The sequence below is a fragment of the Streptomyces sp. NPDC127106 genome (assembly GCF_042677605.1).
Classification (GTDB): Bacteria; Actinomycetota; Actinomycetes; order Streptomycetales; family Streptomycetaceae; genus Streptomyces.
This window is the reverse complement of sequence record NZ_JBHXTC010000003.1, coordinates 145,993-161,919: the sequence shown is the minus strand read 5'-3', so window position 1 is coordinate 161,919 and position 15,927 is coordinate 145,993. Positions and strand designations below refer to the sequence as shown.

Sequence of the window (15,927 nt, the reverse complement as noted above, 5' to 3'; positions counted from 1 at the left end):
AGCCGTCGGTCCGTCACCAAGGAGAGAGAGTCATGGCCGGCCGTGCCGCCAAACCGCCGAGGTTCTACTTCAACCTGCGCAGCCCCTACAACTTCTTCGCCCTCGGCGACCTGGAACGCGATCACCCCGAGCTCCTCGACCGCCTGGAGTGGCGCCCCTTCTGGGAGCCCGACGAGACCAGCGCCCGGCTGCTCGCCGAGGCCGGCGGGCAGTTCCCGTACACCCCGATGACCCGCGCGAAGCAGTTCTACATCCTGCGCGACGTCCGCCGCCTGGCCGCCGACCGCGGCCTGACGCTGACCTGGCCGACCGACCGCTCCCCGTGGTGGGAGCCGGCCCACCTGACCTGGTTCCTCGCCGCGGACGCGGGGCTCGGCCGGCAGTGGGTGGCCCGCGCGGGCCGGGCCCGCTGGCTGGAAGGCCGCGACATCTGCGACCCGGCCACCGTGGCCGAACTGGCCGCCGAGATCGGCCTCGACGCCGGCGTCGCGGCCGCCGCGGCCGACCGCCCCGGGCTGCGCGAGCGCGGGGTGCGCGCCCTGCTGGACGTGCACCGCGACGGGGTCTTCGGGGTGCCGTACTTCATCCACGGCAGCGAGCCCTACTGGGGCCTGGACCGGGTCGCCGAGTTCGCCGCCTCCTTCGCGGACGGCGGGCTGCCGACCGCCCCCGCCGGGCAGTCCGCCGGGCAGCCCGCCGAGTCCGGGCCCGCCGAGTCCGGGCCCGCCGAGTCCGGGCTCGCCGTGGTCGGCGCCGGCCGGACCACCGACATGAGCCACGCGGGAGGCTGCGGATGAGCACCGCCGCCGAGGTCAGGGCACTGCCCCTGACCGCGATCCAGCAGTCCATGTGGACGGCCTACCAGGTCGCCCCCGAGGCCTCCGCCTACAACATCGTCATGCCGCTGCGGCTGCGCGGCCGCGTCGACCCCGCCGCGATGGCCGACGCCGTCACCGCGGTCGGCGCCCGCCAGGAGCTGCTGCGCTCGGTGTTCACCGGGACCGCCGCCGGGGCCCGCCGCACCGTCTCCGGCGAGCCGCTGGTCCGGATGGAGTTCCGGGACCTGGCCGGCGCGGACGAGGCCGTCCTGTACGCGGCCGCCGAGGAGGCCGGGGCCCGCCCGTTCCGGTTGGAGTCCGGGGCCTTCCGGGTGGTGCTGCTGCGCCGCACCGACGAGGACTGGGCGCTGGTCACCTCCGCCCACCACATCGTCAGCGACTTCACCTCCCGCTGGTTGCTGGTGCGCGACGTCCTCGACGCCTACGAGGCCCTCGCCGCCGGCGCCGAACCCGGCTGGCGGCCCGTCGCCCCGGACGCCTACGCCGGCCACGCGGCCGAGGAACTCCGCCACACCGCCTCCGGGGCGGGGCAGCGGGCGGCCGCCCGCTGGCAGGAGTCGGTGGGCGGGGCCCCCGCCGCCGAGCTCCCCCTGGACCGTCCCCGGCCCGCCGTCCGCTCCTACCGGGGCGGAACCGTCGTACGACAGCTCCCGCGGGACACCGCGGACGGTCTCGGTGCGGCGGCCGGGGCGGCGGGGGTCACGCCGTTCGCGTACCTCCTGTCGGTCTTCCAGGCCCTGACCCACCGCTGGACCGGCCAGGACGCCTTCGTCCTCGGCGTGCCCGCCACCAGCCGGATGGGCCGGGCGCTGCGGGACGTGATCGGCTGCTTCCTCAACACCATGCCGGTCCGCGCGGACTTCACGCCGGAGTCGACCTTCCGCAGCGCGGCCGTGCAGGCCGGCGAGCGGGTCATGCACGGCATGGTCAACGTGCGCTACCCGTGCGCACTGGCCTTCCCCCGGGCGACGGTCTTCCGGACCGCGCTGTTCCTGGTCCAGATGGACCGGATGGAGCCGCCGGTGCCGAACGTTCCGCCGGGCGCCGCCGAGGGGCCGTCCGTCCCGTACGCCGGACTGGACATCGCGCTGATCGACGTACCGCAGCAGGAGGGGCAGCTGGACCTGCTGCTGCGGATCGAGCAGACCCCGGACGGGATCACCGCCGTCTTCAGTTACGACGCGGACGTGCTGGACCGGGCCACGGTCGAGCGGTTCGCCGACGGCTGGGAGCGGATGCTGGCGGCCGCGGTCGCCGCGCCCGACACGCCCGTCGCCGACGTCGAGCTGGCGGGGCAGGAGGAGCTCGCGGCGCTGCTCGCACTCGGCGCCGGGGCCGGGGGCGCCGCCTTCGGTTCCCCCGACACCTTCGAAGACTTCGACGCCTTCGAGTCCTTCGACTCCTCCGATCCGTACGACTCCTTCGAGAACGCCGGGGACCACCGATGAGCATCACCGCAGCCGTCGTCGGCGGCGGCCTGGGCGGTCTGACCGCCGCGGCCGCCCTGCACGCCCGGGGCGTGGACGTCCACGTGTACGAGCGGGGCCAGGCCCTGCGCGAACAGGGCGTGGGCATGCACCTCGGCCCCAACGGCACCCGCCTGCTCCGCCGCCTCGGTCTCGGCCCCCGTCTGGCCGAGGCGGCGGTCCGCCCCGACGCCCTCGAAGTCCGCGCCTTCCACAACGGTGCGCAGGTCGCCGTACAGGAGATGGGGGAGGTGTGGGAGCGGCAGTTCCGCGCCCCCTACCTCACCGTCCACCGCGGGGACCTGCACCGGATGCTGGCCGGGCTGCTGCCCGCCGCCCGGGTGCACACCGGGAAGGAGCTCACCGGCTTCCGGGAGGGCCCGGACGGGGTGCGGCTGGAGTTCGCGGACGGCACCACGGCCGAGGCCGACGTGCTGATCGGCGCCGACGGGGTGCACTCGGCGGTGCGCCGCGCGGTCGCCGGCGAGGACGCGCCGGTGTACTCCGGCAACAGCGCCCTGCGCGGCCTGGTGGATGCCGCCGACGTGCCCGGACTGGACCCCGCCCGGATGTACATGTTCGCGGGCCCCGCGGCCCGGGTGCTGTGCTACCCGGTCTCCGGCGGACGGCAGTTCACCTACGTGGTGGTGGTGCCCGCCGCCGAGGGCGACGCCGAGTCGTGGACCAGTGCGACGGACCGGTCCGACCTGGACTCCGTCCTGGCCGGCTGGGCGCCCCAGGTCCGCGAGGTCGTGGCGGCCGCGGGCGAGGTCCGCCGCTGGGCCCTGTACGACAGGGCGCCGCTGGAGCGGTGGAGCACGCGCCGCGTGACCCTGCTGGGCGACGCCGCCCACCCGATGCTCCCGCACCACGGGCAGGGAGCCAACCAGGCCATCGAGGACGGGGTGGCACTCGCCCTCTGCCTCGACGAGGAAGTGGACGCGGGAGCGGACGGCATCGCCGCCGCACTGCGCCGCTACGAATCGGTCCGCCGACCGCACACGACCCGTGTGCAGCTCGGTTCCCGGACCGGTCAGCCCCCAGGGAAAGAGGAGAAGAACAGCATGGCCAACACCACGAACAACAACATCAACAACGCTGCCGCCAACGTCAACTGGATCCTCGACAACGACGTGGAGGCCAACCTCAACAACAACGGCACCAACAACAACCTCAACAACATCAACGGCAACAACGAGAACCTGAACAACAACGCTGCCTGACCCCACCGACGCTGCCTGACCCCGCCGACGCTGCCTGACCCACCACCCCCGGGCACCACGCAGCACGCGCGTCCGCGCGCCGCACCACATGGCACTCCACGGGCCCCCGACGCCGACCGCGTCGGGGGCCCGCCCCGTGTCCGGGGGCGTATATGCGCCCGATAGGGCGTCGATAGGGCCCTCTCCAAGGATGGGCGGCACCTGACCACGCGAAGGGAACAGCGATGAGCGAACAGCAGCACGACACCGCCGCCGGCGACGCCGCCGACACCACCGTCCACCGGATCGTGCTCAACGACGAGGAGCAGTACTCCCTCTGGTGGGCAGACCGCGAACTGCCCGCCGGCTGGCGCGCGGAGGGCACCGAGGGCACCCGCGAGGAGTGCCTCGCGCGGATCACCGAGCTGTGGACCGACCTGCGCCCCGCGAGCCTGCGCCGCCGCATGGCCGCCGCCGGCACCGCCCCCCACGCCTGACCCCCCCCGCACCCGCCATCCCACGACAGGCGCACCGGGCCGCACCCACCGGAGCCGCCGGATCCCGATGAAGGAGAGAACCGTGAACGACCGCGCACCGTCGGGATCCGCCCCCGGCCGTCTCCTGCTGCCCCGGCTGTTCCGGGCCCAGGCCGCCCGTACCCCCGGGGCCCCCGCCGTCCTGGGCGCCGACGGCTCCGTCCTCACGTACGCCGCCCTGGAGGAGCTCGCCGGCCGCTACGCCGCCGCCCTGCGCGCCCGCGGCGTGGCGCCCGGCGACTTCGTCGGCGTCTGCCTGCCGCGCGGCCCCGAGCTGGTCGCCGCCCTCCTCGGCGTCTGGTTCGCCGGCGGCGCGTACGTCCCCCTCGACCCCGCGTACCCGCAGGCCCGCCTCGCCCTGGTCCTGGAGGACTCCGGCGCGGCCGTCGTCCTCGCGGCCGCCTCCACCGCCGGCCGGCTCCCGGCCGGCACGACCGTCGTGGACGTCGCCGCCATCGCCGACGTACCCGACGTCGTGCCCGCGGGGGAGGGCGGCGCCGGCCTCGCCGCCGTCGACCCCGCCCGCCCCGCGTACCTCCTGCACACCTCGGGCTCCACCGGCCGCCCCAAGGGCGTCCTCGTCCCGCACGCCGGCATCGCCAACCGCGTCCGCTGGCTGGCCCACCGCCACAAGCTGGGCCCCGCCGACCGGTTCCTGCTCAAGACCACCATCGGCTTCGACGCCGCCGGACTCGAAGTGTTCGCCCCGCTGACCAGCGGCGGCGCCGTCGCCCTCGCCCCGCAGGACGCCGAGCGCGACCCGGCCGCCCTGCTGCGCGCCGTCGCCGACCACGGCGTCACCGTCCTGCAGGGCGTCCCCTCCGTCCACCGCCGGCTGGTCGAGCAATCCGGCTGGGAGGACGCCACCAGCCTCCGGCTGATCTTCAGCGCCGGCGAGCCGCTCCACGCCGAGCTGTGCCGGGCCCTGGCCGAGCGCGCCCCGCGGGCCGAGATATGGAACACGTACGGCCCCACCGAGGCCTCCGTCGACATCACCGAGCACCGCTGGGACCCGGCCCAGGAGACCGGCGCCGTCCCCATCGGCCGGCCCATCGCCCACATGCGCGCCCTCGTCCTCGACCCGGCCGGCCGGCCCGTGCCCGTCGGCGTCCCCGGCGAACTCCACGCCGGCGGCGTCGGACTCGCCCTCGGCTACCACGGCCGCCCCGGTCAGACGGCCGAGCGCTTCGTGCCCGACCCGTACGGCGCCCCCGGCGACCGGCTCTACCGCACCGGCGACCGGGTCCGCTGGCTGGCCGACGGCACCCTGGAGTACCTCGGCCGCCTCGACCAGCAGGTCAAGGTCAACGGCGTCCGCATCGAGACCGGCGAGGTCGAGGCCGCGCTGGCCGGCCACCCCTGGGTGCGGGCCGCGGTCGCCGCCGCCGTCCCCGACGGCTCCGGCGGGCACCGGCTCGTCGCCTGGGTGCAGTCCCGCGGCGAGCACCTGCGCCCCGACGAACTGCGGACCTTCCTGCGCCGCTCCCTGCCCGACCCGCTCGTGCCCTCCCTGTACGTGCCCGTCGCCGCGTTCCCGCTCACCGCCAACGGCAAGATCGACCGCAGTGCGCTGCCCGAGCCGGCCGCCGCCGCGTCCGCCGCCGAGGGCGCCCACGTGCCCGTACGCACCGCGGCCGAGCGGGTCGTCGCCGAGAGCTGGGCGCAGATCCTGGCCATCCCCGCCGAGCGGATCGGCGCCACCAACGACTTCTTCCAGCTCGGCGGGGCCTCCCTGATGCTCAGCCAGCTCGCCGAGGCCCTCTCGGCCGCCGCCGGCACCCGCGTCGCCCTGCGCTCCCTGTTCACCGCGACCACCGTGGAGGCACAGGCCGCGCTGCTCGCCGACGCCCCCGCCCTGGCCGCCGGTGACCCGGCCGCCTCCCCGGTCCCGGCCGCCGCGGCCACCACCGGCGCCGGCGCCGACGAGCCCGTACGGCCGGTGGAGCGCACCCCCGAGGGACTGCCCCTGTCACCCGGCCAGCAGGGCATGTGGCTGATGGACCGGATGCGGCCCGGCAGCGCCGAATGGAACGCGCCCGTCTTCCTCACCCTGCCCGCCACCTACACCGACCGCACCCTCACCGCCGCGCTCACCGCGCTCGCCGAGCGCCACGAGATCCTGCGCACCCGCTACGTCCTGCGCGGCACGGAACCCACCCAGATCGCCGACGCCGCACCCCACGTGGAGCTGCGCACCGCGCGGGCAGCCACCCCGGCAGCCCTGAACGCCCTGGTCCAGGAGGAGTTCGCCCGCCCCTTCGACCTGGAGCACGGGCCCGTCTGGCGGGCGCTCGCCGTCCGCGGCCCGGAGCCCCGGCCCGACCTGAGCCTGGTGCTCTCCGTCCACCACATCGCCTGCGACGGCTGGTCCTCCGTGGTCCTCGAACGCGATCTGCTCGCCCTGGCCGAGGCCGCCCACCACGGCACCGCCGCCGCACTCCCGCCGCTGCCCGTGCAGTACGCCGACCACGCCGTCCACCAGCGGCGCCGCCTCGCCGGCCCCGCCGCGCAGGAGGAGCTGGCCCACTGGAAGCAGGCCCTCGACGGCATCCTCCCCGTGGACCTGCCCGCCGACCGGCCCCGGCCCGCCGTCCGCGACGCCGCCGGCGCCGCCCACGTATTCACCGTGCCCGCCGAGCTCACCGAGCGGGCCGCCGCGCTGGGCCGCACCCACGGCGCCACCCTCCAGCAGACCCTGCTCACCGTGTTCGCGGCCCTCGTCGCCCGCCTCACCGGACAGTGGGACGTGCCCGTCGGCGTGCCCGTCGCCGGCCGCGACCGGCCCGAGTCCGCCGACGTCGTCGGCTTCTTCCTCAACACCCTCGTGATGCGCTGCGACGCCCCCGCCGACGCCCCGTTCACCGACGCGCTGGTCCGGGTCCGGGACACCGCCCGGACCGCCTTCGCCCACCAGGACCTGCCGTTCGACCGGCTCGTCGCCGCGCTCGACGACGCCCGCGACCCCGCCCGCACCCCCCTCTACCAGGTCATGTTCGACCTGCACGAGGAGGGCCGGACCGGCACCGCCACCACCGGCTCCGACATCGACGCCTTCCGCGGGGCCTGGCGGGCCGCCCGCACCGACCTCACCTTCGTCGTCCAGCGGCAGCCCGACGGATCCCTCCTCGGCCTCGTCGAATACGCCACCTCCCTCTTCGACGCGGCCACCGTCGAGCGGTTCGCCACGCACTGGGTACGGCTCCTGCGGGCCTTCACCGACGCCCCCGCGACCCGCCTCGACCGGGCCGAGATGCTCCCCGAGGAACTGCGCGCCGAACTGCTCGCACTCGGTCCGGGCGCCCCCGAACCGGGCGCGGGCCGGGCCGGCGCCCCGGCCGCGGGCGGCTGCGGCCCGGCCGACGGACCCGCCGACGGTCCCGCCGACGCGGCCGTCCACACCGTGATCGCCGGCGTCGCCCGGGCCAACCCGCACGACACCGCCGTCGTCTGCGGCGGCGACAGCTGGACCTACGCCCGCCTGGAGCGCCGTGCCGAGGCCGTCGCTCTGCGGCTGCGCGAGCTCGGCGCCGGCCCCGAGACCGCCGTCGCCGTCATGCTCGGCCGCACCCCCGACCTGATCGCCGCCTGCCTCGGCACCTGGAAGGCCGGTGCCGCGTACGTGCCGCTCGACCCGACCGCCCCCGACGACCGCCTCGCCCACGTCCTGGAGGACTCCGGCACCGTCGTGCTCGTCTCCGACCTGGCCGGCGCGACCCGACTGCGGGGCCGGTACCACGGCCCCTGGCTGGCGCTCGACACCGACGAGCGGCTCGCCGCCGCCGACCGCGCCCCGGTGCCTGGCGCGGCCCCCGGCGCCGCCCCGGCCGCCGGTACCGGCACCTGGGCCACGACACCGCCGCAGGCACCCGCCGACCCGGACCGGCTCGCGTACGTCATGTACACCTCCGGCTCCACCGGCCGGCCCAAGGGCGTCGCCGTCGAGCACCGCACCCTGCTGGCCATGCTCCGCGCCTCGCAGGCCCACCTCGACTTCGGGCAGGGCCCCGACGACGCCTGGCTGGCCCTGGCCCAGCCCACCTTCGACATCTCCTGGACCGAGCTGCTGATGCCGCTGACCGCCGGCGGCCGCGTGGTCCTGGCCCGGGAACGCGACCTCACCGACCACGCCGCCCAGCTGCGGCTGATCGAGGAGCACGGGGTCAGCCACCTCCAGGCCGCCCCGCCGCACTGGCAGATGCTCATCGACGCGGGGCTCGGACGACGGCCCCTCGTCGGCCAGACCGGCGGCGAGCCCTGCCCGCCCGCCCTGGCCCGGGAGCTGTCCCGCCGGCTGCTGCGGTTCGTCAACGAGTACGGGCTCACCGAGACCACCATCGCCGCCACCCGCTGGGACGCGCACGACACCGCCGCCACCGTCCCCGTCGGCCGCGCCTACCCGCACATCACCGCCCGGGTCCTCGACGCCCACCTCCAGCCCGTCCCGTACGGGGTCACCGGCGAACTCTGCGTCGGCGGCGCCTGCCTGGCCCGCGGCTACCACGGCCGCCCCGACCTGACCGCAGCCGCCTTCGTCCCCGACCCCTACGGTGCCCCCGGCGCCCGCCTCTACCGCACCGGCGACCGCGCCCGGATGCTGCCCGACGGCACCCTGGAGTTCGCCGGCCGCGCCGACGGCCAGGCCAAGATCCGCGGCCGCCGCGTGGAGACCGGCGAGGTGCAGGGCGTCCTCGCCGAGCACCCCGACGTCGCCCACTGCGCCGTCGTCGTGCACGGCACCGGCCCCACCGCCGCCCTGATCGCCTACTGGGTCCCGCGCGAGGGCCGCGTCCCCGGCGACGCCGAACTCCTCGACCACTGCGCCCGCAGGCTCCCGGACTACATGGTCCCCGCCCTGCTCGTCCCCGTCCCCGCGATCCCGCTCACCCGCCACAACAAGGTCGACGTACGGGCCCTGCCCGCCCCCGACCTGGCCTCGGCCCTCGCCGACGAGCCGTACACCGCGCCCGAGGGACCGGTCGAGGAGATCGTCGCCGACATCTGGGCCGAGGTCCTCGCCGGCGAACGGCCGGACGGCCCGGGCGCCCCGGACGGCCCGGGCGCCCCGACCGGTTCGGGCGCCGGCCGGCGCATCGGAGCCCACCAGGGCTTCTTCCGGATCGGCGGCAACTCCGTCCTCGCCGCCCGCGTCATCGCCCGGATCCAGGAGGAGTTCGACGTGGAGATGCCGCTGCGCGCCGTCTTCGAGAACCCCACCGTCGCCCTGCTCGCCACCGCGGTCGAGGACGCCGTCCGCGCCGAGATCGAATCCCTCGACCACACCGAACTGGCCATCGCCCACAGGGAGTACCAGCCGTGACCGCACCCACCGCACCCACGCAGGACGAACTGCGGGCGGAACTGCTGCGCAGACGGCTCGCCGGACGCGCGGGCCGCACCGGCGGCCGCACCGCCCCCCGCACCGCCATTCCGCGCGCCGACCGCACCGCGCCGCTCGCCCTCTCCGCCGGCCAGCGCCAGCTGTGGTTCCTCCACCAGCTCGACCCCGACAGCCCGGAATACCTGCTGCCGCTCGCGTACCGGCTGCGCGGCACCCTCGACGAGAACGCCCTGCACCGCTCCTTCGACGCCCTCGCCGCCCGGCACGAGGTCCTGCGCACCCGCTACCTCCTCGACGGGACCGAGCCCCGCCAGGTCATCGACGCCCCCGGCCCCGTCGACTACGCCGTCACCGCGTCCGCCGGCCTCACCGCCGCCGAACGGGACGCCGCCGCGGCCGACTTCGCCCGCGACCGCGCCGCCGAGGTGTTCGACCTCGCCGCCGAGGCCCCGCTGCGCGTACGCCTGCTGCGCCTCGCCGCCGACGACCACGTGCTCGTCGTCGTCATGCACCACATCGCCTGCGACGCCCTGACCCGGCCCCTGCTCCTCGCCGACCTGGCCGCCTGCTACCGGGCCGCCGGCGCCGTCACCGGCCCGCTCGACGGCGTCCTGCCCGAACCGCCCGTCCAGTACGCCGACTACGCCGCCTGGTTGAACGCCCGCCAGAGCGGCCCCGCCGCCGACGCCGCCCTCGACTGGTGGCGCGGACAGCTCGCCGGCACCGGCCCGCTCGGCCTGCCCACCGACCGTCCGCGGCCCGCCGTCCGCGGCTGGGGCGGCGCCGTCGCCGAGTTCGACGTCCCCGCCGGCACCGCCGCCGGCCTGCGCACCCTCGCCGAACAGGAGGGCGCCACCCTCTTCATGGTCCTGCTCGGCGCCTACCAGGCCCTGCTGGGCCGCTACACCGGCAAACGGGACGTCGCCGTCGGCACCGCCGTCTCCGGCCGCACCCGCCCCGAGCTGCGGCAGATGGCCGGCTACGCCTACAACAGCCTCGTGCTGCGCGGCCGCTGGCAGGGCGACCCCGCCTTCCGGGAGCTGCTGCGCGGCGTGCGCACCACCGTCCTGGACGCCTTCGACCACCAGGACACCCCCTTCGACCGGATCGCCGACGAGCTGGAGCCCGCCCGCGACCTGTCCACCACCCCCCTCTTCCAGGTCATGTTCGACCTGGCCTCCGGCGACGGCTCCGACACCCCCGACCTGCCCGGCCTCGACGTGAGCCCGGTCCCCGCCACCGGCCGCATCGCCCGCTTCGACCTCACCCTGCACCTGGCCGAACGCGCCGACGGCTCCCTGCACGGCAGCCTGGAGTACGCCACCGACCTGTTCGACGCGGCCACCGCCGAGCGGTTCACCGGCCACTACACCGCCCTCCTCGCCGCCGTCGCCGAGCGGCCCGGCGACCCGCTGTCCGCCCTGGACTTCCTGGGCGCCGCCGAACGCTCCCTGCTCCTCGACGGCCCCGCCGAGCCGGTCGGCGCCCCCGTCCACGGCACCCCGCGGAGCGTCGTCGAGACCATCGCCGCACAGATCGCCGCCACCCCCGACGCGGTCGCCGTCCGGCACCCCGGCGGCACCACCACCTACGCCGAACTGGGCCGCCTCGCCGACCGGTTCGCCCGCCGCCTCGTCGAGCTCGGCGCCCGCCCCGACGACACCGTCGGCGTCCTCCTCGACCGCGGCCCCGAACTGGTGGCCGCCCTGCTGGGCATCTGGCGCGCGGGGGCCGCGTACGTGCCGATCGACCCCGGCTACCCCGACGAGCGCATCCGCTACATGCTCGGCGACACCGGCACCCGCCTCGTCGTCACCGCGTCCCGGCACGCCGGCCGGTTCGCGAACGACGCCACGCCCGTCGGTGTCGTCCTCGTCGACGACCCGGCCGAGCGCGCCGCCCTCGCCGCCGCCGAGGCCCCGCTGCCCGCCGCGTACGACCTCGACCAGCTGGCCTACGTCATCTACACCTCCGGCTCCACCGGCCGGCCCAAGGGCGTCCTCATCGGCCACCGCGGCCTCGCCAACTACCTGACCTGGACCGCCGGCGCCTACGCCCCGGCCGGCACCGGCGGCGCCCCGCTGTTCTCCTCCGTCGCCTTCGACCTCGGCGTCCCCGACCTGTACGCCCCGCTCATGACCGGCCAGGCGGTGCACCTGCTGCCGCAGGACCTCGACACCGCCGACCTGGGCGCCCTGCTCGCCGAAGGCGGCCCGTACGCCTTCGTCAAGCTCACCCCCGGCCACCTCGACCTGCTCTCCCGGCAGCTCACCCCCGAGCAGATCCGCGGCCTCGCCGGGCTCGTCATCGCCGCCGGCGACTCCTTCACCCACCGCCTCGCCGAACGCTGGGCCACTGCCGCGGGCCCCGACGGCACCCGCCTCGCCGCCGAGTACGGGCCCACCGAGATCACCGTCGGCAACTCCGCCTACTTCCTGCCCGCGGACGGCGCCGCCCGCGGACCCGTCGCCACCGAACTCGTCCCCATCGGCCGCGCCATCCCGAACACCACCATGTACGTCCTGGACGAGCAGCTGCGCCCGCTGCCCGTCGGCGTCCCCGGCGAGGTGTGGATCGGCGGCACCGGCCTGGCCCGCGGCTACGCCGGCCGCCCCGATCTGACCGCCGAGCGCTTCCTGCCCGACCCGTACGGCGCCCCCGGCTCCCGCATCTACCGCACCGGCGACATCGCCCGCGTCCTGCCCGACGGCAACCTCGACTTCGTCGCCCGCACCGACCACCAGGTCAAACTCCGCGGCTACCGCATCGAGCCCGGCGAGATCGAGACCGCCCTCACCGACCACCCCGCCGTCGCCGAGGCCGTCGCCCTCGTCCGCGAGGACAGCCCCGGCGACAAGCAGCTCGTCGCCTACCTCGTCCCCGCCGCCGGCGCCGACGAGCAGGACCTCACCCCGGCGGCCCTCAAGGACCGCCTCGCCACGGCCCTGCCCGCCTACCTGATCCCCTCCGCCTACCTGCGGCTGCCCGCCCTCCCGCTCACCGCCAACGGCAAGCTGGACCGCCGCGCCCTGCCCGCCCCCGGCCGCGAGGCCACCGCCGTCGGCGAGCACGTCGCGGCCCGCGACGCGGCCGAGGCCGCCATCGCCGCGGTCTGGGCCGAGGTCCTCGGCCTGGAGAAGGTCGGCGTCCACGACAACTACTTCGACCTCGGCGGCGACTCCATCCGCGCCGTCTCCCTCGTCGGCGCCCTGCGCGGGGCCGGCTGGGAGACCACCGTCCGCGACGTCTTCGAACACCGCACCGTCGCCCGCCTGCGCACCGCCCTCGCCGACCAGGCGGGGGACGGCTCCGCCGAGCGGGCCGACGGCCCCGTCGCCCCCTTCGCCCTGATCGGCGACGACGACCGGCGCACCCTGCCCGGCGACGTCACCGACGCCTACCCGGTCTCCCGGATCCAGGCCGGCATGCTCGTCGAGATGCACGGCCGCAGCGGCGAGAACCGCTACCACAACATCACCTCCTTCCGGATCCGCGACGAACTCCCCTTCGACCCCGCCCTGTTCCGGCGGGCCGCCGACCTCATCGTGGAGCGCCACGAGGTGATGCGGACCTCCTTCGCCCTCTCCGGCTACAGCGAGCCCCTCCAGCTGGTCCACGCCGTCGGCACCGTCTCCATGCCCTGCCTCTTCGAGGACCTGCGCCACCTGCCCCGCGCGGAGCGCGAGGACGCCGTGTGGGCGTTCGCCGACCGGGACCGCGCCGAACTGTTCGACCTGACCGCCGCCCCGCTGATGCGGATGGCCGTCCACCTCGTCGACGACGAGAGCTGGTGGCTGTCCATCACCGAGTGCCATCCCGTCATCGAGGGCTGGAGCTACCACTCCCAGCTGATGGAGCTGCTGCGCGCCTACCGCGCCCTACGGGCCGGCGGCGAGCCCGACCCGGCCCCGCCGGTGCCCGCCGTCCGCTTCGCCGACTTCATCGCCGGCGAGCTGCGCTCCCTGGCCTCCGCCGAGGACCGCGACCACTGGCGCCGACTCGTCGACGGCCACGAGAAGTTCACCGTCCCCAGCGGCTGGGCCGGCGACCCGGACGGCCCCGACGAGCGCTACCGCATCGACATCGCCCTCGGCGAGGTCGAACCGGGCCTGCGCGCCCTCGCCTCCGCCGCCGAGGTCCCGTACAAGAGCGTGCTGCACGCCGCCCACAGCAAGGTCCTCTCGCTGCTGACCCGCGCCCGGGCCTTCCGCGGCGGCATGGTCGCCGACGCCCGCCCCGAGGAGGCCGGCGCCGAACGCGTCTCCGGCATGTACCTCAATTCGGTGCCGTTCCCGTACCGCACGGGGGCCGCGACCTGGGGCGAGCTCGCCCGGGAGGTGTTCGCCCGCGAGGTCGAGCTGTGGCCGCACCGCCGCTACCCGATGCCCGCCATGCGGCGGCCCGGCGGCGAGAGCCACCTCATCGACGTGCTCTTCCACTACCTGGACTTCCACCAGGTCGACACCGAGCTCATCGACATCATGGCCAGCCGCGACGACAGCCCCAACGAGTTCCCGCTCGTCGTCGGCACCCCCGTCCGCGGGCACCTGTCCCTCGCCTCCCGCACCCGCACCCTGTCCCGGGACCGTGCCGAGCGCCTCGCCGACCTGTACCGGGCCGTCCTCGCCGACATGGCCCGCACCGGCGCCGACGGCGACGCCACCGGCGCCTTCCCCACCTCCCAGGAGCGCGCCCGGCTCGCCGCGCCCGCCCTGCCGCACCCCGACACCCCCGTCGACGTCCTCGCCGCCTTCGAGGCGCAGGCCGCCCGCACCCCGTGGGCCACCGCCCTGACCGGCGCGGGCGCCCCCGCCGGCGGCGTCTCGTACGCCGAACTCGACGCGCGGGCCGGCCGCATCGCCCGGCGGCTGCGCGCCCTGGGTGCCGGACCCGAGACCCGTGTGGCCGTCCTCCTCGACCGCGGCCCCGAGCTCGTCGCGGCCCTGCTCGGGGTGTGGAAGGCCGGCGCGGCCCAGCTGCCCGTCGACCCGTGCACCCCCGACGCCCGCCTCGCCCTGCTCCGCTTCGACCTCGCGGTGACGGAAGGCCCGTACGCCGGCCGGTTCGCCGGCATCCTGCCCGGGGGGCGGGTCCTGGCCGTCGGGGACGTCTCCCACGAGGATCCGGCCGGCGCCGGTAACGGCGCGCCGGCCCTGCCGCCCCGGCCCGCTCCGCCGTCCCCCGACCCCGACCGGCTCGCCTACGTCCTGCACACCTCCGGCTCCACCGGCACCCCCAAGGGCGTCGAGATCAGCCACCGCTCGCTGGCCCACTACCTCGACTGGGCCGTACGGGCCTACGTCGAGGGCCGCTCCGGCGGCGCCCCCTGGTTCACCTCGGTCGGCTTCGACCTGGGCCTGCCCGCCCTGTACGCCCCCCTGGCCACCGGCCGGGCGGTGCACCTGCTGCCGCAGAACTGGCAGCCGGAGGAGTTCGGGCCGCTGCTGATGGCCGGCGCCCCGTACGCCTTCATCGGGCTGACCCCCGGCCACCTCCGGCTGTTGGAGGACGGGCTGACCGACTCCGAACTCGGGGGGATCGCCGGCATCGCCGTCTGCGCCGGTGACGCCTACCCCACCGCACAGGCCGACCGGGTCGCCGCCCGGATCGCCGCGGCCGGCGGGCGCATGGAACTGGGCGCCGAGTACGGGCCGACCGAGGCCACCGTCGCCGCCACCTTCGGGCACGTACGCCCGCGGACCGGGCGCAGGCTCGTGCCGCTCGGCTCGAACCTGCCCGGGGTGCTGCTGCGCGTCCTCGACGACCGGCTCCGGCCCGTGCCCGACGGGATCACCGGCGAGGTCTGGCTCGGCGGCGAAGGCCTCGCCCGCGGCTACGCCGGGCAGCCCGCACTCACCGCCGAATCGTTCCTCCCCGACCCGTACGGGCTCCCCGGCACCCGCATCTACCGCACCGGCGACCTCGCCCGGCTGCTGCCCGGCGGCATCCTCGAATTCACCGGCCGGGCCGACGAGCAGGTCAAGATCCGGGGCCACCGCGTGGAGCCCGGCGAGGCCGAGGCGGCCCTCGCCGCCGACCCGGCCGTCCGCGAGGCGCTCGTCGCGGCCGTGGACGCCGCCGACGGCGGCAAGCGGCTCACCGCCTGGGTGGTGCCCGCCGAGGGACGGGCCGTGGCGGTCCGGGAGCTGCGCGACCGGCTGCGGGCCGTCCTGCCCGCCGCGGTCGTCCCCGCCACCGTCACCGTCGTCGACCGGCTCCCGCTGACCGGCAACGGCAAGCGGGACAAGGCCGCCCTCGCCTCTCGCGGGGCCACCGCGACCCCGCTGCCGTACACCGGGCCGCGCACCGACCTGGAGAAGGTGCTCGCCGAGGTCTGGTCCGAGGTCCTCGGCCTCGAACGGGTCGGCGTCCACGACGACTTCCGCGACCTCGGCGGCGACTCGCTGCTCGTGGCCCCGCTGCTGGTCGCCGCCCGCCGGCACGGAATCACCCTCGACCTCGCCACCGCGCTGCGCCACCACACCGTCGCGCAGACCGCCGCCGCACTCGAAGACCCCCGGAAGGGCTGACCGATGGACACCCTCG

At 76.3% G+C, this 15,927-nt stretch carries 6 protein-coding genes; all 6 read left to right on the top strand.

The window, feature by feature from the left end; translation table 11 throughout:
* The first annotated feature begins 32 nt into the window (after positions 1-32).
* The 6 genes from ACFVGY_RS05220 (at position 33) to ACFVGY_RS05195 (ending at position 15,911) form a co-directional block, all read left to right on the top strand.
* Positions 33-797, top strand: a complete 765-nt coding sequence (locus ACFVGY_RS05220; RefSeq protein ID WP_385671240.1) for a 2-hydroxychromene-2-carboxylate isomerase — start codon at positions 33-35, stop codon at positions 795-797.
* Positions 794-2,287 carry a condensation domain-containing protein gene (locus ACFVGY_RS05215; RefSeq protein ID WP_385671237.1) on the top strand — a complete coding sequence of 498 codons (1,494 nt, stop codon included), beginning with the start codon at positions 794-796 and terminating at the stop codon, positions 2,285-2,287. The genes ACFVGY_RS05220 and ACFVGY_RS05215 overlap by 4 nt, the downstream gene beginning before the upstream one ends.
* On the top strand, positions 2,284-3,528 hold the full coding sequence (locus ACFVGY_RS05210; RefSeq protein WP_385671234.1) for an FAD-dependent monooxygenase: 1,245 nt from the start codon (positions 2,284-2,286) through the stop codon (positions 3,526-3,528). The genes ACFVGY_RS05215 and ACFVGY_RS05210 overlap by 4 nt, the downstream gene beginning before the upstream one ends.
* 224 nt (positions 3,529-3,752) lie before the next feature.
* Positions 3,753-4,004 carry an MbtH family protein gene (locus tag ACFVGY_RS05205; RefSeq protein ID WP_385671231.1) on the top strand — a complete coding sequence of 84 codons (252 nt, stop codon included), beginning with the start codon at positions 3,753-3,755 and terminating at the stop codon, positions 4,002-4,004.
* 82 nt (positions 4,005-4,086) lie between these two features.
* Positions 4,087-9,360 carry an amino acid adenylation domain-containing protein gene (locus ACFVGY_RS05200; RefSeq protein ID WP_385671228.1) on the top strand — a complete coding sequence of 1,758 codons (5,274 nt, stop codon included), beginning with the start codon at positions 4,087-4,089 and terminating at the stop codon, positions 9,358-9,360.
* Positions 9,357-15,911 (top strand): amino acid adenylation domain-containing protein, encoded by a 6,555-nt coding sequence (locus ACFVGY_RS05195; RefSeq protein ID WP_385671225.1) that lies wholly within the window; start codon positions 9,357-9,359, stop codon positions 15,909-15,911. Before ACFVGY_RS05200 ends, ACFVGY_RS05195 begins: the two co-directional genes overlap by 4 nt.
* Positions 15,912-15,927: the final 16 nt, after the last annotated feature.